This window comes from Flavobacterium tructae (assembly GCF_002217475.1).
GTDB lineage: Bacteria > Bacteroidota > Bacteroidia > Flavobacteriales > Flavobacteriaceae > Flavobacterium > Flavobacterium tructae.
On record NZ_MUHH01000017.1, the window covers coordinates 531,223 to 552,791 of the forward strand.

14 protein-coding genes are annotated in these 21,569 nt (G+C 37.1%); 11 read left to right on the top strand and 3 right to left on the bottom strand.

The annotated features are described in order from the left end of the window. The first annotated feature begins 117 nt into the window (after positions 1 to 117). The 8 genes from metH to B0A80_RS07315 all read left to right on the top strand — a co-directional run bounded on the left by metH (position 118) and on the right by B0A80_RS07315 (position 12,751). Positions 118 to 2,793, top strand: a complete 2,676-nt coding sequence (metH, locus tag B0A80_RS07280) for a methionine synthase (protein ID WP_089076863.1) — start codon at positions 118 to 120, stop codon at positions 2,791 to 2,793. Between the two features lie 147 nt (positions 2,794 to 2,940). Beyond that, positions 2,941 to 3,897: a methylenetetrahydrofolate reductase [NAD(P)H] gene (gene metF / locus B0A80_RS07285; protein WP_070905874.1), complete on the top strand. Its 957-nt coding sequence runs from the start codon at positions 2,941 to 2,943 to the stop codon at positions 3,895 to 3,897. A gap of 103 nt (positions 3,898 to 4,000) precedes the next feature. Next, positions 4,001 to 4,660: a class I SAM-dependent methyltransferase gene (locus B0A80_RS07290; RefSeq protein ID WP_233430723.1), complete on the top strand. Its 660-nt coding sequence runs from the start codon at positions 4,001 to 4,003 to the stop codon at positions 4,658 to 4,660. A 166-nt stretch (positions 4,661 to 4,826) separates the two neighbouring features. Beyond that, positions 4,827 to 6,050, top strand: coding sequence for a dicarboxylate/amino acid:cation symporter (locus B0A80_RS07295; RefSeq protein WP_089076865.1), 1,224 nt, complete (start codon positions 4,827 to 4,829; stop codon positions 6,048 to 6,050). A 128-nt stretch (positions 6,051 to 6,178) separates the two neighbouring features. After that, positions 6,179 to 7,588 (top strand): pyridoxal phosphate-dependent decarboxylase family protein, encoded by a 1,410-nt coding sequence (locus tag B0A80_RS07300; RefSeq protein WP_089076866.1) that lies wholly within the window; start codon positions 6,179 to 6,181, stop codon positions 7,586 to 7,588. Positions 7,589 to 7,881: 293 nt separating this feature from the next. Continuing rightward, complete coding sequence (locus tag B0A80_RS07305) at positions 7,882 to 10,227, top strand: TonB-dependent receptor (protein ID WP_233430724.1); 2,346 nt, start codon at positions 7,882 to 7,884, stop codon at positions 10,225 to 10,227. Positions 10,228 to 10,257: 30 nt separating this feature from the next. Next, entirely contained in the window at positions 10,258 to 11,502 is a 1,245-nt protein-coding gene (locus B0A80_RS07310; protein ID WP_089076868.1) for a DUF4374 domain-containing protein, read from the top strand. A gap of 91 nt (positions 11,503 to 11,593) precedes the next feature. Further along, positions 11,594 to 12,751, top strand: a complete 1,158-nt coding sequence (locus tag B0A80_RS07315; RefSeq protein ID WP_089076869.1) for a PepSY-associated TM helix domain-containing protein — start codon at positions 11,594 to 11,596, stop codon at positions 12,749 to 12,751. Between the two features lie 575 nt (positions 12,752 to 13,326). Here the strand turns inward: B0A80_RS07315 and B0A80_RS07320 are convergent. After that, complete coding sequence (locus tag B0A80_RS07320) at positions 13,327 to 15,450, bottom strand: outer membrane beta-barrel family protein (RefSeq protein ID WP_089076870.1); 2,124 nt, start codon at positions 15,448 to 15,450, stop codon at positions 13,327 to 13,329. 466 nt (positions 15,451 to 15,916) lie between these two features. Beyond that, on the bottom strand, positions 15,917 to 16,813 hold the full coding sequence (gldA, locus tag B0A80_RS07325; protein WP_089076871.1) for a gliding motility-associated ABC transporter ATP-binding subunit GldA: 897 nt from the start codon (positions 16,811 to 16,813) through the stop codon (positions 15,917 to 15,919). 144 nt (positions 16,814 to 16,957) lie between these two features. On the opposite strand from gldA, the gene B0A80_RS07330 reads away from it, so the two are divergent. Then, a complete protein-coding gene (locus B0A80_RS07330; protein ID WP_017497267.1) occupies positions 16,958 to 17,536 on the top strand; it encodes an outer membrane beta-barrel protein in 579 nt (192 codons plus the stop codon). Between the two features lie 200 nt (positions 17,537 to 17,736). Next, complete coding sequence (locus tag B0A80_RS07335) at positions 17,737 to 18,330, top strand: outer membrane beta-barrel protein (RefSeq protein WP_165769228.1); 594 nt, start codon at positions 17,737 to 17,739, stop codon at positions 18,328 to 18,330. A gap of 289 nt (positions 18,331 to 18,619) precedes the next feature. Here the strand turns inward: B0A80_RS07335 and metE are convergent, their stop codons facing one another. Further along, complete coding sequence (gene metE, locus B0A80_RS07340) at positions 18,620 to 20,944, bottom strand: 5-methyltetrahydropteroyltriglutamate--homocysteine S-methyltransferase (RefSeq protein WP_089076872.1); 2,325 nt, start codon at positions 20,942 to 20,944, stop codon at positions 18,620 to 18,622. 157 nt (positions 20,945 to 21,101) lie between these two features. Between metE and B0A80_RS07345 the strand changes: the two genes are divergently transcribed. Then, a complete protein-coding gene (locus B0A80_RS07345) occupies positions 21,102 to 21,563 on the top strand; it encodes an Lrp/AsnC family transcriptional regulator (protein WP_017497264.1) in 462 nt (153 codons plus the stop codon). Positions 21,564 to 21,569 lie beyond the last annotated feature (6 nt).

Genomic DNA, 21,569 nt, shown 5'->3' on the forward strand with positions numbered 1-21,569 from the left:
TAGGAACAACATATCGGTAACGAATATACCTACAAGTTTTTAAAAACCTTGCAGAAAAGAAAATAGAATAAAAAACTTAGAATCTAAGCATCTTAGACTCTCAGTAACTTAAAGAAAATGACAGAAAATAGAAGAGACCTTGTATTATCAGGATTAGAACCGTTAATTATTACACCTACCAGTGTTTTTGTTAACGTTGGAGAACGTACAAACGTTACCGGTTCAAGAAAATTCCTGCGTTTAATCAAGGAAGAGAAATATGACGAGGCACTTGATATTGCAAGACAACAGGTAGAAGGAGGGGCGCAAATCATCGATATTAATATGGATGAAGGAATGCTTGATGGCGTTCAGGCAATGACTAAATTTTTGAATTTAATTGCATCAGAACCGGACATTTCGAGAGTGCCTATTATGATCGACAGCTCGAAATGGGAAATCATTGAAGCGGGTCTTAAAGTAGTACAGGGAAAAAGCGTTGTAAACTCGATCTCGTTAAAAGAAGGAGAAGAAGCCTTTATTCATCATGCCAAATTAATCAAGCGTTACGGAGCGGCAGCCATTATTATGGCTTTTGACGAAGTAGGTCAGGCTGATAATTATGACCGAAGAGTGGAAATTTGTCAGCGTTCGTATGATATATTAGTCAACAAAGTTGATTTTCCGCCTCAGGATATCATTTTTGATTTGAATATTTTTCCGGTTGCGACCGGAATGGAAGAACATCGCCTCAATGCGATTGACTTTTTTAGAGGAACAAAATGGGTTCGTGATAACTTACCACATGCACATATTAGTGGGGGAGTAAGTAACGTTTCGTTTTCTTTCAGAGGAAATGACACCGTTCGTGAAGCGATGCACTCGGTATTTTTGTACCATGCGATCAAGAACGGAATGACGATGGGAATCGTGAATCCGGAAATGCTTTCGATTTATGATGACATTCCAAAAGATTTACTGGAGCACGTTGAGGACGTAATTCTGGACAGACGTGACGATGCAACGGAACGACTTTTAGATTTTGCCGAGAACGTAAAAGGAGAAGTAAAATCTGATGAAAAAGCGGTTCAGGAATGGCGTTTGGGAACCGTTCAGGAACGTATTACGCACTCACTGGTTAAAGGTGTGGATGCTTTTATTGAAGAAGATGTAGAAGAAGCACGTTTGGCTGCTACAAAACCAATTGAAGTTATCGAAATCAATTTGATGACTGGAATGAATGTCGTGGGAGATTTGTTCGGAAGTGGAAAGATGTTCCTGCCACAGGTAGTAAAATCGGCACGTGTAATGAAAAAAGCCGTAGCCTATTTATTGCCTTATATTGAAGCCAGTAAACAGGCCGGAGACAAGCAAGGGAATGGAAAAATCCTGATGGCTACTGTAAAAGGAGACGTTCACGACATTGGTAAAAACATTGTTTCGGTGGTTTTGGCCTGTAACAATTACGAGATTGTAGATCTTGGTGTTATGGTGCCTCCGGAGAAAATTATTGCTGCTGCGATAGAACACAATGTAGATATCATTGGTCTAAGCGGATTGATTACGCCTTCGCTTGACGAAATGGTGTATTTGGCTAAAGAATTAGACAAACAAGGAATTAAAATTCCGATTATGATTGGTGGAGCAACCACTTCAAGGGCGCATACCGCCGTGAAAATTGCACCGCAATACAGAGAGACGGTTATTCACGTAAACGATGCTTCGAGAGCTGTTACCGTTGCCGGAAATCTGTTAGATCATAACCGTAAAATATATGCAAGCGATATTCGTGCAGAGTACGATTCTTTTAGAGAAACATTTTTGAATCGTTCGAGAGATAAGAATTTCTTAAGTATTGAAGACGCGCGTAAAAACAAATTACAATTGGATTGGGAAAATTTCAATCCGGTGAAGCCAAATATCATTGGTGAACAAATTGTTGAAGTGGAGCTGGATGTTTTGGTTCCGTATATTGACTGGACACCGTTTTTCAGAACCTGGGAATTGTTTGGTAAATATCCGGCAATTTTAACAGATGAGGTTGTGGGGAAAGAGGCGACTTCTGTTTTTGCAGATGCGCAGGCGATGCTGAAAGTAATTTTAGCAGAGAAAAAACTATCTGCAAAAGGGATCTACGGAATATTTCCGGCCAATCAGATCAATGATGATGATATCGAATTGACAGATGAAAACGGAAAACCGTTACAGACATTTTTGACTTTACGCCAGCAATCGCAAAAAACAAAAGGTGCACCCAATATTGCATTAGCCGATTTTATCGCTCCGAAAGAAAGCGGGAAAGTGGATTATATGGGAGCATTTTGTGTAACAACCGGTTTTGGTGTTGATGAATGGGCAGCTGAATTTGAAAAAGATCTGGACGATTACAATTCGATTATGGTGAAAGCATTAGCGGATCGTTTTGCCGAGGCTTTCGCTGAATATCTTCATGAAAAAATACGTAAAGAAATCTGGGGATATTCATCAGAGGAGAACTTAACTAACGAAGAAATGATTTCTGAAGAGTACAAAGGAATCCGTCCTGCTCCGGGTTATCCGGCATGTCCTGACCATTTGGAGAAACCAACAATCTGGAAACTTTTAAATGTAGAAAAAGAAATAGGCGTAACATTAACTGAAAGCATGGCGATGTGGCCGGCTTCATCCGTTTCAGGATACTATTTTGGAAATCCGGAAAGTAAATATTTCGGACTTGGGAAAATAAAAGAGGATCAGGTAGTCGACTATGCCAAACGACGCAATGTTTCAACCGACTATGCCATGAAATGGTTGAACCCTAATATAGCAGATTAACTAAAAGTTTCAGGTTTCAGGTTTCAGGTTTTCTACAGTAACCTGAAACCTGAAACTTGAAACAACCAATATTTGATTTATGTTTTTTGATTCAGATTTTTTACACCATTTTTTCAAAACTCATAATTCATAACTCATAATTAAAAAATGAAAGTAACAGAACATATAGAAAACGCGAAAGGAAATACATTATTCTCGTTTGAACTTATTCCGCCTCAAAAAGGGAAGAGCATTCAGGAGTTGTATGATAATATTGATCCGTTGATGGAATTTAAACCGCCATTTATTGATGTAACCACTTCGCGTGAAGAATATATCTATATTGATAAAGGAAACGGACTGTTAGATAAAAAGCTAACGCGTATGCGTCCGGGAACGCTTGGAATTTGTGCTTCTATAAAACATAAATACAATGTTGATACGGTGCCACATTTGCTTTGCGGAGGATTTACGCAGGAAGAAACCGAATACATGCTGGTAGATTGTCAGTATTTAGGAATCAATAATGTAATGGCACTTCGCGGTGACGCTATGAAAGACGAACAATCTTTTGTGCCAAAAGCCGGTGGGAATAGTTACGCTATTGATTTGGTACGCCAGATCAACGACTTAAACAGCGGAAAATACCTTCATGAATTAATGGATGCTGATAATAAAGCCGATTTTTGTATAGGTGTTGCGGGTTATCCGGAAAAACATTTGGAATCTCCTTCTTTACAATCTGACTTAAAAAGACTAAAAGAAAAAGTAGATGCGGGAGCCGATTATGTGGTGACCCAAATGTTTTTTGATAATGCTAAATATTTTGCCTTTGTAGAAAAAGCAAGAGAAATTGGTATCACAATTCCGATTATTCCGGGAATCAAGCCAATTGCGGTTCAACGACATTTACAGATTTTACCACAGATTTTCAGAATCGATTTGCCGGAGGATTTAATTGATGCTGTAGATAAATGTAAAAATAATGCCGAAATCAAGCAAGTCGGAATCGAGTGGGCCATTCAGCAATCATTAGAATTAAAAGCTGCCGGAGTCCCTGTTTTGCATTATTATTCAATGGGGAAATCAGAGAATATCCGCCAGATTGCAAGACAGATTTTTTAAGAGTTTAAGCATATAGTTTGTCATTTCGACTGAAGGGAGAGTCGAAATGACAAAATTTTACCGATAATTACTTTTTAGGACTAATTTTGAATTTATTTTAAAGATGATGAAAAAAGAAGAATTACAGGCAATAGCCTCTCAGCTAAAGCATCCTACAGGAGAAAAAGGAATTGAAATGGCGAATATGATGCATGAAACCAACATCAATATGACGCGCCATTCCGTTCAAAATCTCCACGTAATATCGGGAAATACAATTTTAGAATTAGGTCACGGAAATGCCGGACATTTAGAGTATGTACTGGAGCAAGCGGAGGATCTGACTTACTATGGACTTGAAATGTCGGAGTTAATGTGTCAGGAAGCACAGCAAATTAATGCCGCTTTTGTAGCTAAAAAACAAGCCCACTTTTCTCTTTATAACGGAACTGATATTCCATTTGAAGAAGCCTCTTTTGATAAAATATTCACGGTAAACACCATTTACTTTTGGCAGGAACCGGAGAAGTTACTCTCGGAAATTTACAGAGTTTTAAAACCGGAGGGGACTTTTTGCATCACCTTTTCCGAAGAAAGTTTTATGAAACAGCTTCCTTTTACTCAGTTCGAATTCAATCTTTACAGTACTGAAAAAGCGGAAAGTTTGATTGAAAAAACAGCTTTTCAAGTTGTGTGTAAAGAAACGCTGACTGAAAAAGTAAAAAGTAAAATGGGTGAATTGGTAGACAGAGCTTTTACTACTTTGGTTTTAGGAAAACGTTGATCACTTGATCATCTTCACAGTATTTTTTTGAATATTTTTATAGATTCCGGAGTAATTTGACTCTTTGGAATTAAAAAATTGTACAGTTAATTTTAGTACTTATTTTTTGAGTAATTTAATTGACTTTATTTTATGTTGCTATTTCTGAATGTAATCCTTTAAAATTATGGAGATTAAAAAGATCGATTTTCTAAAAAGTTACAGCAGTATTCTATTGCTTTTAGGTGGAATCCTGCTTGGAAGTATTTTAGGATTAGTTTTCAAAGAAAAAGTTGAGGTCATAAAACCATTGGGAGATATTTTCCTCAACCTGCTCTTTACGGCTATTATCCCTTTGATTTTCTTTACCATTGCGTCTTCAATTGCCAGTCTGGAAAGAACAGAGAAATTAGGAAAACTGTTTGTAATCATGGTTTTGGTTTTTTTAAGCACCATTTTAATTTCGGCAATTGTAATGATTGTGGCAGTATATCTTTTTCCAATCCATCAGAATATTATAGTGTCTAAAGTCCCGATAGAAAACATCCAATCAGGAAGTATTGGCGAGCAAATAGCACAGTTGGTTACCGTAAATGATTTCTTTGAATTACTGTCCCGAAAAAGTATGCTGGCGCTTATTATCTTTTCTTTTTTAATTGGTTTTGCGAGTCTGCAATCCGGAGAAAAAGGAAGCGCTTTCAGAAGTTTTCTGGATTCAGGTAACGAAGTCATGAAGCAGCTTTTGAACCTCATTATGAAATTGGCTCCAATTGGTTTGGGGGCTTATTTTGCCTATCAGGTTGGAGTTTTTGGTCCGCAATTGTTTGGCGTTTATGCCAAGCCTTTAGGGGTTTATTATGCGGCCTGTATATTCTATTTCTTTGTGTTTTTCAGTTTGTACGCCTTAGTGGCCGGAGGGAAAAGAGCTTTTGTGGTATTTTGGAGCAATAACATTACGCCGGCTTTAACTGCGGTTGGAACCTGCAGCAGTATTGCCACCATCCCTGCGAATCTGGAAGCCGCTGAGAAGATGAACATTCCTAAGCACGTTCGCAATTTGGTCATTCCGCTTGGAGCGCCCTTGCATAAAGACGGTTCGAGTATGTCTTCTATCCTTAAAATAACCGTTCTTTTTGCCATGTTTGGAAAAGATTTCACGGCACCTTCGACCATACTTTTAGCGCTCGGAATTACTGTAATCGTTTCAATTGTAGAAGGAGGAATTCCAAATGGAGGTTATATCGGAGAAGTTCTGGCCATTACAGTTTACGGCCTGCCAATGGAACAAGCCCTGCCGGTCGCTATGATTTTAGGAACTCTGGTCGACCCGATAGCGACTTTGCTAAATGTCAATGGCGATCTCATTTGTTCGATGGTGGTCTCGAGGTTTTCCGAAAAAACGAAGTGGTAGCTTTAGTCTTCCAAAGCAAATAAATCTAATATTAAAATCAGCGTTAATCTGCTTAACCTGTAAAATCCGTGTGCTAATTTTTTAGCAGCAAGGAAATCTTATAGCGAGGCATAAAAAAGTAGTTTACAATGAATTCAATACTTCAAAATGATCTGAACGATCTTGAAAACATTCTGGAAAAAGCAAAACAGCACGGAATAGCGTTTTTGGACAATCTTGAAAACGTTCCAACTTCCAGTAAAAACACAATTGATCCAACCCGAAAACTAGACGAGACAGGCTTAGGATCATTGGGGGCTTTGGAAGAATTTAAGGAGAGACTGGCACCATTGATGGTAGCTTCTCCGGGGCCAAGATATTTAGGTTTTGTAACCGGAGGATCAACGCCAGCTTCTATTGTGGGCGACTGGTTGTCTACCGTATACGATCAGAATACTCAGGCGGTAAAAGCGCAGGGAGGAACTTCGGCCCTAATCGAGTTTGAGACTATTCATTTATTGCGACAGTTATTGGGGCTTCCCGAATCTTTTTTAGGGGGATTTGTGACTGGAGCAACCATGTCAAATTTTACCTGTTTAGGGGTGGCAAGACAATGGATTGGTGCTCAGTCAGGAAAAGATTTTGCTAAAAACGGAGTTTCCGGGGCCATACCTATCTTAACTGCAACACCTCATTCGTCATCCATAAAAACATTATCGATGCTGGGGATTGGAAGTAACAATTATACGGTGCTTAAAACCGCAGAAGGCAATAGAGAAGCTATTGATATCGACGATCTTCAGAAGAATATAGAAAGTTTAAACGGAGAGCCATTTATCCTGATTTCGAGTGCAGGAACTGTTAATACAGCCGATTTTGATGATTTTGCGGCTATTGCAAAACTTAGAGAAAAATACAATTTCTGGTGGCATATTGATGCCGCTTTTGGTGGTTTTGCTGCGGTTTCTGAAAAATTCAAACACCTTACAGAAGGCTGGGAAGGTGCAGACAGTATTACAATTGATTGTCACAAATGGTTAAACGTGCCTTATGAAAGTGCTTTTTATTTAATTAAAAAAGAGCATGTTGGACTGCAAATCGAGACGTTCCAAAATTCTAATGCGCCTTATTTAGGGAATCCTCTGGAGAATTTTAACTACCTGAACGTATTGCCTGAAAATTCACGCCGATTAAGAGCCTTACCGGTTTGGTTTTCTTTATTGGCTTACGGAAAAGAAGGATTTAAAGACATCATAGAGAAAAGTACGGCACTGGCACTGCATTTTGCAAACGCCCTTATCGAAGACGAGAACTTCGAACTGTTGGCTCCAATCCGACTAAATAACGTTTGTTTCACATTAAAAGGAGACCATAATCAGGAGAATGTAAGTACGTTTTTGACGCATTTAAATGACACAGGAAAGGTGTTTATGACGCCAACGGTTTATCAAAACCGAAAAGGAATTAGAGCATCTTTTGTCAATTGGCGCACTACTGAAAATGATATCAAAATAATTATCGAAGAGATAAAAAAGACCATTTCTGAATTGGATTTTTAATTCGATAGTCTAAATTTTTTATGTCCGATTAGATGCTAATCGGGCTTTTTTTTGCCTTTTTTTGAAAATTTGAGGAGCGGTCAGTCTGGATTTTTTAATTTTTATCTCATGATTTCTTAAGGAAAGCTTAAGTAAAATTTAATTATTCTTTAAGGATTGATCTGTTTATTATGTTTTCTTTTATTTAAAAGTTAATTACTATTCTTATTTAGAATAATTAAAAATAACTTGGAAAAAACCTTTTGAGAGCCTAATTTTGTTGCTAATTTAATTTTCAAACCAAAATTTATTAGATGCAAATAAGTAGATTAATGCTCTTGATCGCCATTTTTTTTATTTCACTTCAAGGGTATTCACAAAAGGACAAAGTAAATTTAACAGGAGTTATTGTTAATCATCTTGGGAAAACTGCCGAAGGAGTTTCGGTAGCTTTAAAAGGAACAGAATACAGTACACTGACGAATAATAAAGGGGAGTATAAAATTAGTGCCAAGCCGGGAAATTATGTTTTGCTTGTTACCCATGTGGGTTATAAAACCACAGAAACTGCAATTTTTCTGAAGCTGGGAGGAAAGCCTACTCAGAATATTATGATGGAAGAAGATATGGCAGCTTTAAAAGAAGTTGCAGTAACGGGAAAGTCCAAAGTTCAAAGAGTACGAGAACAGGCGTATAATATTACAGCCATAGATTTAAAGAAAACCTACAATACGTCTGCCGATTTAAATCAGGTGTTGAATAAAACCACTGGAGTCCGCATTCGGGAATATGGAGGATTGGGATCGGCTTTTAATTTTTCACTGAATGGATTCTCCGGGAATCAGGTTAAATTCTTTTTGGACGGTGTACCTATGGACAGTTATGGTTCAGCTCTTACGCTGAATAATATTCCGGTAAACATGGCTGAACGTATTGATGTGTACAAAGGTGTTGTTCCTATTGAGTTAGGAGCGGATGCACTTGGGGGAGCTGTTAATATCGTAACCAATAAAAATGTAAACCGTTACATCGATGCTTCTTATAGTTATGGATCGTTTAACACGCACCGGGCAGCAATAAATACGAGATTCTCCGGTCGGGATGGTTTTATTGCCAACATTAACGCTTTTGCAAATTATGCCGACAATGATTATAAGGTAGACGTAAGTGTTGTGGATAAAAATACCTCGAAGTTTTTACCGGAACAAAAATACAAGCATTTCCATGATGCCTATAAATCAGGAACCATAATGGCAGAAGCAGGATTTAAAAACAAGAGTTTTGCTGATTATCTGCTTGTTGGTTTTGCCGTTGCAGGCAATAAAAAAGAAATTCAACAGGGAAGAACAATGCAAAAAGTAGTAGGGCAGGCTTTTACAGATAGTGAAAGTTTTATTACCTCTTTGAAATTCAAAAAAAGTGATCTTTTTACTAAAGGATTGTCTTTAAGCATTAACTCCACTTATGCTTTAGTAAACAACCGTTCGATAGATACTTCTTCGCGAGTGTACGACTGGACAGGGAATTATATATACAGACAATTTGCAGGAGCAAATGATAAAGGCGAATTAGGAAACAAAACCATATACGTTTACGATGAGGCTAATGCACAGGTGACAACAAACTTAAAATACCAGTTCAATGAGCAGCATTCACTAGCGGTAAATTACTCTTATTTGGGCTACAAACGTAAAGAAACAAACGAGTATTTAAAAGTTGTACAACTGGGAGAACCTACTATTGACAAAAATATTCTGGGTTTAAGTTATAATTTTAGCGGTCTCGATAATCGACTGGCTGTTTCAGGTTTTGGTAAAATGTTTGATTTAGCAACTCAAATGATCGCCAATAACATAACGCAATCTTCTTCATCAACAAATTATGGTTATGGCGCTACTTCAGCATACCATTTGACCGATAAATTTCAAATTAAAGGTTCTTATGAACATGCATATCGTTTACCTTCTGCTACAGAAATGCTGGGTGACGGACTTACGATAAACAGCAATATCGGATTAAGACCTGAGAGTAGTGATAACGCAAATCTGGGAATGGCTTTTAATACTCAGAACAGCAAAAATCATTTTAATGTTGAGACGAGTATCATTTACAGAGAAGCAAAAGATTTTATCAGAGAAAAGCAGGAGGGAGACAAAACGGTTTTTGAAAATCTTCAAAACGTGCAAATAACAGGTATTGACGGTGTTTTTAGATACGGGTACAAAGACTTAATAAATTTTGAAGTAAACGGAACGTATCAAAAGAGCCTTAACAAAAACAAATATAAAGCAGGAACAACCAGCCCTGATGCCTTGTATGACGCACAATTGCCTAATGTTCCAATCTTCTACGGAAACGCTGATCTGACTTTTAACTTTAAAAACATCAGACATCAGGACGATAGACTTTCTTTAAATGTAAGTGCCAATTATATAGATGCTTTTTATCTGACCTGGCCGGTACTGGGAAGTCTGGAAACCAAAAAAGCTATTCCGGAACAATTTACACAGAATGCTATGGTTGCCTATTCTTTTTTAAACGGCAAATACAATTTGGCTTTCGAGTGTAGAAATATTACCGACATAAAAGTGTACGATTATTTTAAGGTTCAAAAACCGGGACGTGCTTTTTCAGTGAAGTTCAGATACTTTCTACAGTAATTTAAATAATAATCCTAAATAATAATAATCATGTTTGTAAACAAATTCGCAAAATGCTTTGCATTGGCTTTTCTGTCATGCTCTATCTTTTCATGCAGCAGTGATGATTCCTCTAAAGATGAAACACCAACTGTAAACGGAACTAAATATGTAGCATCTTATTGGCTGGCCGATTATACGCAGTATATATTAGACTTTAATTCTACTGATCAGTTAATGACCGGAGAAATTAGTGCAAAAGGAGTTGGAATTGAGCAGGGAGGAAGTTGTTTTCCTGTGAACAATACATTTTTTGCCTTAAGTACAGAAGACGAAGGATCGGTATCGTTTCGTCTAAACAATTCCGGAAAGCTGGGGGCGGGAGATAAGATTTCTTTCGAGTCATCTTATGCTGTAGGTTATACAGATGATAAAAAACTGATCAATATTGGTGCTACCTGGGACGGTAGTTCATCTGATTACGAATTGATGATTTACAACCCTGCTACCGTTTCCATCGATGCCCGTAAGTTCAATGATTTTAGTGTGAATCCAGCCAATAAAAAAATATTATACTGGCCAACAGGAGCGGCAGTTTCAGGAGATAAACTTTTTGTTCCGGTGTATACCAAAGATGTAAGCGACGGGACCAATAAAGTATTGTCATCTGATGCTACTATGAGAGTCTACAAATACCCTTCTTTAGAATATGTAAGCACCATAAAAGATGCCAGAACAACTGCAATTGGTCTTTATTATACCAATACCGGAATTGTTCAGACAGAATCAGGGGATATTTATACGTTCTCGTCTAATGCACGTGCAGGAGGTTATCCGGTTACGGGTGTTTCATCAGGAGTTTTACGTGTTAGAAAAGGTGATGCTAAGTTTGATCCGGGGTACTTTTTCGATCTTCAGTCAAGTACGTTAAAAGGTAAAGTTCTCGCCGCTTATCCTTTAGGAGGAGAGAAAGTTTTCATCTCCTATATCCCTACCGAAGTTGATGCTGTCAATTCTGTGTACAGCTTCCTTAACACAAAAACAATTTTCAAATCGGCAATATTGGATTTATCTGCCAAAACAATCTTAGCAGTTACAGGATTACCGGATCATGGCGGAGATGAATTCTTCGGATTGGGAAGTATGTTTGTAGAGAACGGAAAAGCATACAAAAGTTTTGTAACAGGCGATCAGGCTCGTGTGTACCAAATTGATATTGCAACCGGTACTGCAAAAGCGGGTGCACTTATTAAAGAAGGTCTTTATTTGCCTTCAATTGGTAAACTTACCTATTAAATTACCACAGTTTTAAGCGGTTTGAGGATTACTAAAAATCCTCAAACCGTTTTATTTATAAATTTTGTCTTAGTTTCAAATTACTATTTTAATGAATATTATTAAAAACCGCACAGGTAAACCGCCCAATAAAGGAAAATCACGCTTTAGTAAAATCAATGCCTGGCTGCACTTATGGCTGGGGCTCGCTTCCGGAATAATTGTATTTATCATGGCAATTACCGGTTGTATTTTGGTTTTTGAACACGAAATCAAAGAGTTTACCTCTCCCTGGCTCAATGTCGAGGCTCAAAGTCCTGAGCACTTATTGCCCCCTTCTCAAATTTATGCAGCAGTTCAAAAAGTACTGCCCAACAAAGAAATTCATGGTTTCTGGTATAATGGTTTAGACAAATCAGTTAAAGTCGATATCGAATCGGATTCGTTGATTTATGTAAACCCCTATAACGGTAAAATTACCGGGATGGTTGATCATGAAGATTTCTTTCACATAATCGATGAAGGACATCGGAATCTTTGGCTGGAGCGGGATATTGGAGCACAGATAACCGCCTGGGCAACCTTTATTTTCTTCTTTTTATTGATTAGCGGACTACTATTGTGGTTTCCGAAAAAGTGGAACAAAACAACCATTAACAGCAGTTTTAAAATAAAGTGGGAGGCTAAGTTCAAACGCCTCAATTATGATTTGCACAATGTAATGGGGTTTTATGTACTCATTTTGGCAGTATTGATTTCTTTTACCGGATTGTTAATGAGTTTTCATTGGCTAAGGGAAAGTACTTACTGGATTAGTGGAGGATGGGCAGAGGTAAAAGAGCAGACAGTTTCGGTTAAAAAAGTGCCCTTGTCCAAAGAGCAATTAGACAAACTGACTGCTGTTGATTTTATTTGGAAAAAGGTTCGAACGGAAATTGCTAAAGAAAACAAAGAAGCAGTTATCATTCATTTTCCCGATGATCCGAAAGAAGATTTTTACGCCTGTACGGACATGTACAAAGGCATTTGGAGAGATCTGTATTTTGACTCCAAAACGCTTGAATTACTTCCAAAATCAGAAAAATATATTGGTAATGAACGTTTTTCAGATTGGTTGATGCGATCCAATTACAGCCTTCATATTGGGGCAATAGGAGGATTGTCGACCAAAATAATTTATTTCATCGGCAGTTTAATCTGCGCCAGTTTGCCAATTACCGGATTTTACATCTGGTGGGGCAGAAAGAAAAAGCAAAAATCAAAAGCTTAGTGTTGATTTGATTTTAGCAGTTTTGTATTAGTTAGTTTCCTTAAAGTCTTTTGTGCGAAGTAAAATTCCTCAAAAGACTTTTTTCTTGCTTTGTGGGACTTCGACTTCGCTCAGTCTGACACGTCAGGCAAAGCGAAGTCGATTTTTTGTATGCAGGACCACTTTTTTTTGGGGGGGACTTCGGCTTCGCTCAGTCTGACGAAGTTTTAAATATCGTTTTCAAGGTCTTTTTACTTGTGGCAGTATGCTGCAGGATAAATAATCTCAACAAGATGTTAAGTGCCAGAAAATTAAACTTTGCATCTCTGCGTCTTTGCGAGCAAAAATACTATACTTGCTTTGCGGTTAACTTCGCAACCTCAAGATTTTTTTAGTTGTGGCAGTGTGGTACAGGATAAATAATCTCAACAAGATGATAAGTGCCAGAAAATTAAACTTTGCGTCTCTGCGTCTTTGCGAGCAAAAATACTATACTTGCTTGCGGTTAACCCCACAAACAAAAAGAGCCTGCTAACTACAAACAGGCTCTTTCATTCAAAAAAAAAACAAAAACAAGGAAACTAAAGATCCAAATATTAAATTCTGTACGTAAACGCTATAGTAGCAATACGGTTGTCCAGATCATATCTTTTATTGATGCTCGTTTGAGCTATGACTGAATTGATGTGAAAATTATTGGTATTAAAAATGTCTGTAATATTAAATTTGATACTTCCTTTCTTAGCCAGTACCTGTTTCGAGATTCCAATACTAAAATCAAAAAAAGCATCTCTTTCATAAATACCAAGATTCGATTTGGATTGATATTGTGCGTTAACTTCAGCTTTTAGGCTCTCGCTGATCGTAAAGGAGTTCTGTACACTTAGATTTAAAGTAACAATAGGATCAATTTTATCCATATTAACTACATTTCCCATGAACTTATTTTCGAAAATGTTGAATAGCGTATTCACCGACCACCATTTGTAAATTTCGGCTGTGTTGGTAATATTTGCACCATAATTAAAGGATTTGCTCACGTTAATTTGGGAAGTTATAGTCGTGTTATTGGCGGGATTGTAATCGTAAACCTCTGTAAAAACATCTTTGGTTTTACTGAAATACAACGAAGCCATAAAAGCACTTTTCCAGGCGTATCCAATTTCTGTCGAATGTGTAATCTCCGGAACCAAATTCGGATTCCCTTGTGAGTAATTAAAAGAATCATCGTAAAAACGAAACGGATTCAAATCAAACTGACTCGGTCTGTTGATTCTTTTACTGTAGGAGGCGTGCAAAGAATGGTCGTTGCTTAGCTCATATTTCAAAGAAACACTTGGAAACCATTTTAAATAATCGTCTTTATGGGTTTCATTTAAGGTTTTTTGTAGTATCTCAATCGCAGTATATTCCGTTCTTAACCCTCCCTGAATATTTAAATTTTCCAGTTGGTATTTGTAATTAGCATAGGCAGCATAAATTTGTTCTTTGTACTCAAAATGATTGGTTGAGTTAGGATCAACGATCCACTGATTATTGTCGTAATACTCGTAAACCGATGGATTGTCATTGTTTTTAACGCTGGCTTTAGCGCCCCATTCGATAGACTGCTTTTCCTTTAACGGATTGACGAAATCAATTTTTCCTGTAAAAACACTCAATTGCGACGGAATAAAACCCCTGCGGTCATTAATGTTAGCAGCAATAGCAGGATCTGTATTTTTTGCACTCTGGAACTGATTCGATCTGAATTTTGACGTTTCATACTCCAAATCAAAAGACATGTTTTTGCCCTCGGTATTAAATTTATGAACTCCAGAAAAGCCATACGTATAATCATTCCACTTTTCTTTACTGTCGTTGAAGGTCAAAGCATCAAATTGTACCTGATTTGAAGTATTTAGCAATGTGTTTCTACCATTAGCGATGTTCTCGTAACGCCCCAGTTTGGCATCAACATAAACTTCTAAATTCGTTTTAGGAGAAACTTCATAGGTAGTTCCAATTTTAAAATTATTAGAAGTCAGCGGTTCGTCTGTAACCGAGGTCTGATGGTTTTTTGTTGAAATAGTTTGACGTGTGTTGTCAGTATATTGAATCTGATCGAATTCTTTACGTTCTTCCTCACCTCTAAAGGTGTAACTGTAGTTTCCGTAAACGCCAAATTTATCTTTGTTGTAACTTAAGTTAACACCTGAATTGGTTCTGTTCTTACGGGCTCTTCCGTAATTGGTGAACACCGTTCCTTTAAGTCCGCCTGCATTAGGTTTCTTTAAAATAATATTAATAATTCCGGCTTTGCCGGTCGCATCATATTTAGAAGAAGGATTCGTAATCACTTCAATTTGTTTGATATTGGATGAGGTAGTTGACTTTAAATAATTGGCTAGTTCTTTTTGCGAAAGCTGTGTTAACTTGCCATTAATCATCACTCCGACACCTTGTTGTCCGCGGATCGATAATTCGCCGTCCTGAGAAACGACAACGCCCGGAGCACGTGATAAAACATCTAAAGCAGTGCCGCCTTCAGAAACAATGCTGTTTTCTACATTAAAAACCAGTCGATCTGATTTCTGCGTATATAAAACCTTCTTTTTTGTGATTACAATTTCATCTAAAGCATTAATCGAAGTTTCGACAATGCTGTCTCTTCCTTTTTCTGTCTGCGTATATCCGTAGACTGAAAAGGCAAGTACAATAGATGTTATAATATTCTTCATGGTATTTTGGAATGATGGGGGTAAAGTAATTTTTGATTTTGGGTACGGAAGCTGTATGCTACTGTAGAACGAGTTGTTCGAGTTTATCAGAAAGTGTATTTTGAAGAAGTGTCAATCGGTTTGAGAGCTTATATATCGAGGCTTTTATAGGAAGGAGTATTGAAAACATGAGTGATTATTTGAAGTTTCAGTTGTCAAATATAACACTATTTATAATAAGTCTAAATAAATATAGTTAAAATTTACGACAAATAATGTAAGGCCTTGATATTGAAGGGTTCCTGTTTTGAATGAAAAGTATAAAATCTGGTAAAATATTAAAAATTTGAGAAAAATGCCTGTGAAAACAAGACTTCACAGAGTTTGAGAAAATGGAAAAACAGGCGAGGAATAAAAGCAGAAAAACCAACTTATTCTATAACAGAACAAATTGGTTTTATTTTAAAATGAAGTAAGGCTGGAACTCCTACTTTGTAATTTCTCTGAAAACTGCTTCGAGATTTTTATTTTTCTGGTTCAGTTGTAATGTTTTTAAACCATTTTCATTGGCAAAATCAAAAATAGCCGGACGCATGTCTTTTTCAGAAACAAAAGTTAGTTCCCAGGTCATATCGTGTGTGTTCTTGTAGGCCGTAATATTTTCAAGTTTAGCCAGAAGCTGTTCTTCTACCTGATAATCAAATTCTACTTCGATCACTTGCTCCGCATTTTCAGATACCAGATGGTCTAATTTTTTGTCGGCAACAATTTGTCCTTTGTCAATAATAATGACACGATCGCAGATGGCTTCGACTTCCTGCATGATATGAGTAGACAGAAAAACGGTTTTATCTTTCCCTACATTTTTGATCACATTTCGAATTTCCATTAACTGATTAGGGTCCAGTCCGGTAGTGGGTTCGTCCAGAATTAAAACCTCCGGATTGTGCAATAAAGCATTGGCAAGTCCCACACGCTGACGGTATCCTTTAGAGAGCTGTCCTATTTTTTTATGACTTTCACCTGACAGCCCTGTCAGTTGTATGACTTCTTCAATTCTTGATTTCGGAACCTGATAAACATCGGCATTAAAAGCCAAATATTCACGAACATACAAATCCAGATACAACGGATTATGTTCCGGTAAATAGCCAATAGAACGTTGAACTCCCTTTGCGTCCGTCATGACATCATGACCGTTTACAAGGGCTGAGCCGTTATCTGCCAGTAAATAGGTCGTCAAAATTTTCATTAATGTAGATTTTCCTGCTCCGTTTGGACCCAAAAATCCGACGATTTCTCCTTTTTCAATAGAGAATGAAATTTCATTTAGCGCTTTTTGGGTTCCGTAACTTTTTGATATGTTGTTTACTGCTATCGACATGACTTTTTATTTGCTACAAAAGTAAACAGAAATACGCTCGATTACTACATTTTTATCTTTTAAAGAAATCATAAAAAAAATATAAAAGCCAGTCGTTACGGCATCGTTCTTGTTAAAGGGATATCAAATTTAAAATAATTTATAATGAAAAAAATGTTGGTGGTTCTTGCATTAGCTATGGTTAGCTTTGCAAACGCACAAAAAGGAACAATCTTAGTTGGTGGTGGTATTGGTTACACTTCTCAAACCAGAACTTTAGGAAACAATGAGGTTAAAACGAATGAATTTGATTTTTCTCCAAAAGTAGGTTACCAATTTCACGACAACTGGACTGTAGGGGGTGAGGCTTCTTTTGGTTCTAGCAAAACTGAGCAAGGAGTAAATGAAGTGAAAAACAACACTACTAAATTAGGTGCATTTTTACGTTACACTATGCCATTAAACCAAACTTTCGCTTTCTTCGCTGAATTAGGAACAGGTTTTCAAAGTGCAAAAGACAAAACGTACACAGGACCAATGACTTCAACTGCTAAAGCTGACGGTATGTACATTGGTATTACACCAGCTCTTTTCATCGACATGAAAAAAGGTTTTGGTTTAAACTTTAACATTGGTGGTTTAGGGTACAACACTTTAAACTATGATAACAATGGACCAGAAGTTAAAAACTTCAATTTTAATTTTGGTAGAACATTTAACATTGGAGTTTCTAAAAACTTCTAATCTTAAATAGTATTCAATTTCAGAAAAGCATCCGCCACGGCGGGTGCTTTTTTTGTTTTAATGAAAAGCAGATTCTAAAGTGTGTGTTTTTTAGCGATTTAAAAGATTGAACGTTAGTTGTTTATATTTCTATTTTAGAATGATTAAAAATAACGGCATTGTTGTTGTGAAATAGGATTAAATTTTAAATAATAACAACTATGAAAAAAATGTTACTTATTCTTGCACTAACGATGTTTAGTTTTGCAAATGCTCAAAAAGGTTCTGTTTTGGTTATGGGAAGTGTCTATTACAATTCAGAAACTGTATCAGAATTGGGGTCTGATAACAAAAACCATTATTTTGGTTTTGCGCCAAAAGTAGGGTATCAATTTCATGAAAACTGGACAGCAGGTATTGAGGTTGGAATTTCAGCAACTAAACAAGGGAATAATAATTCTGAATACAAAGATCAAACCCTGTCTACAGGAGGTTTTTTGAGATATTCTAAACCATTAAGTGAAATTTTTTCTGTTTATGCAGATTTAGGAGCAGGTTTTCAAAAGCGAAAAGAAACGTATGAAAATAATTTTACGAATACAGTTACAGTTAATAAAGGAGATGGGTTTTATATTGGTGTAACACCAGCACTGCTAATAAATATTGGTAAAGGATTTGGTCTGAATTTCAATATAGGAGGTTTAAAGTATGACACTTTAAATTATGATGAAAATAACGGCGCTGGTGATAGTAGAAAAAGATTCAATTTTACTTTTGGAAATGCATTTTCTATGGGAATTTCTAAAAACTTCTAGTTTTAGATCTTGATCTAAATAGGAAAGCGCTCCAATTGGAGCGCTTTTTTTTGTACTAGTGGCTTATGAAAAGTAAAATTTATCGTTTAGCCCCGATAGAAGTGATATCCTTTTGTGGCGGGGTTCGCCATAAAAGATATAACGGATAGCGGGACTGAAGGTCTTTTGAAAAAAAATCTTCTGCTGCTAAAAAAAAATGCCAACCATAGCGAAGTCGAAAAAAATCAAAACTACAAGAGTTTCGGCTTCGCCAGTTGGCAGTAAAAAAACAAAATATATTCAAATAAAATTAAAAAGTAGCGGTGTTTTCAACAGCTGCTCTCATTTCCTGGGCTGCGTTAACCATCTCGATCAAAGCCTTTTTGGTTTCGTCCCAATGACGGGTTTTTAAGCCGCAATCAGGATTCACCCACAATTGATCCGCAGGAATAACCGCAGCTGCTTTTTCTAACAAATGAACCATTTCGGTACTTGAAGGGACACGTGGAGAGTGAATGTCATAAACTCCCGGTCCAATTTCGTTTGGATATTTAAAGTTGGCAAAAGCATCTAAAAGTTCCATTTGCGAGCGCGAGCATTCAATCGTGATCACGTCGGCATCCATATCGGCAATATTTTGAATAATATCGTTGAATTCGCTGTAGCACATGTGGGTGTGAATTTGCGTATCGTCGTTAACACCACTTGCAGAAATACGGAATGCTTTTACAGCCCAGTCCAGGTAATTGGCCCATTCCTCTTTTCGTAAAGGAAGACCTTCGCGAATGGCAGGCTCGTCAATCTGAATGATTTTGATTCCGGCTTTTTCCAGATCAACAACTTCATCACGAATGGCTAAAGCAATCTGCGTACAGGTCACGGAACGAGGCTGATCGTTACGTACAAAAGACCATTGCAAAATAGTAACCGGTCCGGTAAGCATTCCTTTTACCCATTTTGGAGTCAGAGATTGTGCGTATTGCGACCATTTTACCGTCATAGGGTTTGGTCTTGAAACATCGCCGTAAATAACGGGAGGTTTCACGCAACGGCTTCCGTAACTCTGTACCCAGCCATTTTTTGTAAAAGTAAAACCGGACAATTGTTCTCCAAAGTATTCCACCATGTCATTACGCTCGAATTCTCCGTGAACCAGAACGTCAATTCCTGTTTCTTCCTGAAAACGAATCGTAGCTTCCGTTTCTTTTTCGATTAAATCGTTGTATTGTTCTGTTGTTAATTCTCCTTTTTTAAATTTCGCTCTCCAGCTTCTCACTTCAGCAGTTTGAGGAAAAGATCCAATGGTGGTGGTCGGGAATAAAGGCAGGTTTAAAGCTTCAATCTGACTTTTTCTTCGAACAGCAAAAGTGCTTTTACGTTGGTCATCCGAAGCTGTAATTCCGGCAACACGCGTTTTCACTTCGTCATTATGAATTAATGCTGATGTTTTACGGTTGTTGTTGGCAATCACATTTTGTTCATAATCAACAGAGTTTTTAACGTCAATTTCATTAGAAGCGAATTGTTTCAATAAAACGACTTCATTGATTTTTTGTTTGGCAAAAGCAAGCCATTGCTTGATTTCAGGAGTCAGTGTTGTATCATTGGTTTCTAAATCTAAATCACACGGACTGTGAATTAATGAGCAGGATGGGGCAACCAGAATTCTGTTTTCTCCCAAAGCAGCAGTAGCTTTTTTGATTAGTTCCAGAGAATTTCTGAAATCATTTTTCCAGATGTTTCTTCCGTCAATCACACCTAAGGAAAGATTCGCGGTAGGAGCTAATTGACCTGATTCTAAAATATCATCTAATTGAGAAGGGCAGCGCACTAAATCCAAATGAAAAGTATCCACCGGAAGAGCTAATGCTGTGGCCAGATTTTCTCCAAAACAATCAAAATAGTTCGCCAAAACGATTTTAATTTTAGGGAAATTTTGGTGGATTTCGTGGTATACTTTTGTGAAGGTGCTTCTTTCCTTATCTGTTAAGTTTAACGCCAGGAAAGGTTCGTCGAGCTGAATATACTCAGCACCCTCTTCTTGTAGTTTTTCGAAAATCTCAAAATACACAGGAAGCAGTTTGTCGATAAGATCAATGCGGTGAAAACCTTCTTCTTTTTCTTTTCCTAAAAGCAAATAGGAAACAGGTCCTATTAACACAGGTTTTGTAGCAATTTGCAAGGCATTTGCTTCCTTAAATTCATTGATAATCTTCTCCGAAAACAATTCAAATTTTTGATTCTTTGTGAACTCAGGAACAATATAATGGTAGTTGGTATCGAACCATTTGGTCATTTCCATAGCTACAACATCCTGACCGTCTTTTTGTGCACCTCTTGCCATAGCAAAGTACAAATCGATTGAAGTGTTTGTTTTTGCCAGTTCGTGGTAACGTTCCGGAATTGCACCAACCGTAAGCGTTAGATCCAAAACCTGATCATAAAACGAAAAATCATTAGACGGAATCAAATCTACTCCGGCTTCAGCTTGTAACTGCCAGTTTTTTCGACGAATGTCTTTTCCGGTTTCGATTAATTCATCTGCAGAAATTTTCCCTGCCCAGTACAACTCACTGGCTTTTTTTAGTTCTCTGTTGCTACCAATTCTTGGGTATCCTAAGTTGTTTGTTTTCATTTTTGATTCAGTATTTTTTACGGTACAAATGTATTGTATTGGTTTTTATAACTTATATTTGAAGATTATTTCAGTAAAATGTGTTTTAAAAAAGACATTTTGAAGATTATATTACTGATTATTTATTGTAAGAATAACTTTAGCCGTAAAAAAAACTATGGAAGACTTAGATAAAACCGATTTATTGATACTGAAATACCTTCAGGAAAACTCTAACATCAATACAAAGGACCTCGCCAGTAAATTATTTTTAACCGTAACTCCCGTTTATGAGCGTATAAAAAGACTGGAACGTGACGGATATATCACTAAATATGTAGCGTTGCTGGACAAGAAAAAGATGAATCGCGGAATGACGGTTTTTTGTAATGTGCGTTTAAAAGAGCATGCCAGAAATGTAGGGAGCAATTTTGTAAAAGATATTGTAGCTCTTCCCGAAATTATAGAATGTTATAATATCGCCGGGGATTATGATTTTATGCTCAAGATTCTGGTTCAGGATATGGCCAGTTACCAGGATTTTGTGATGAACAAATTGTCAACGATTGAAAACATCGGTAATACCAACAGTATTTTTGTAATGGGAGAAATCAAACACAGTACTGCGCTGGAGTTTTGATGCTGG

Excerpts from the sequence above, each read along its gene's own strand:
- gldA (WP_089076871.1), bottom strand. The coding sequence starts at position 16,813 with ATGTCGATAGCAGTAAACAACATATCAAAAAGTTACGGAACCCAAAAA.
- B0A80_RS07300 (WP_089076866.1), top strand. The coding sequence starts at position 6,179 with ATGAATTCAATACTTCAAAATGATCTGAACGATCTTGAAAACATTCTG.
- B0A80_RS07320 (WP_089076870.1), bottom strand. The coding sequence starts at position 15,450 with ATGAAGAATATTATAACATCTATTGTACTTGCCTTTTCAGTCTACGGA.
- B0A80_RS07330 (WP_017497267.1), top strand. The coding sequence starts at position 16,958 with ATGAAAAAAATGTTGGTGGTTCTTGCATTAGCTATGGTTAGCTTTGCA.
- B0A80_RS07310 (WP_089076868.1), top strand. The coding sequence starts at position 10,258 with ATGTTTGTAAACAAATTCGCAAAATGCTTTGCATTGGCTTTTCTGTCA.
- B0A80_RS07295 (WP_089076865.1), top strand. The coding sequence starts at position 4,827 with ATGGAGATTAAAAAGATCGATTTTCTAAAAAGTTACAGCAGTATTCTA.
- B0A80_RS07335 (WP_165769228.1), top strand. The coding sequence starts at position 17,737 with ATGAAAAAAATGTTACTTATTCTTGCACTAACGATGTTTAGTTTTGCA.
- B0A80_RS07315 (WP_089076869.1), top strand. The coding sequence starts at position 11,594 with ATGAATATTATTAAAAACCGCACAGGTAAACCGCCCAATAAAGGAAAA.
- B0A80_RS07305 (WP_233430724.1), top strand. The coding sequence starts at position 7,882 with ATGCAAATAAGTAGATTAATGCTCTTGATCGCCATTTTTTTTATTTCA.
- metH (WP_089076863.1), top strand. The coding sequence starts at position 118 with ATGACAGAAAATAGAAGAGACCTTGTATTATCAGGATTAGAACCGTTA.
- B0A80_RS07290 (WP_233430723.1), top strand. The coding sequence starts at position 4,001 with ATGATGAAAAAAGAAGAATTACAGGCAATAGCCTCTCAGCTAAAGCAT.
- B0A80_RS07345 (WP_017497264.1), top strand. The coding sequence starts at position 21,102 with ATGGAAGACTTAGATAAAACCGATTTATTGATACTGAAATACCTTCAG.
- metE (WP_089076872.1), bottom strand. The coding sequence starts at position 20,944 with ATGAAAACAAACAACTTAGGATACCCAAGAATTGGTAGCAACAGAGAA.
- metF (WP_070905874.1), top strand. The coding sequence starts at position 2,941 with ATGAAAGTAACAGAACATATAGAAAACGCGAAAGGAAATACATTATTC.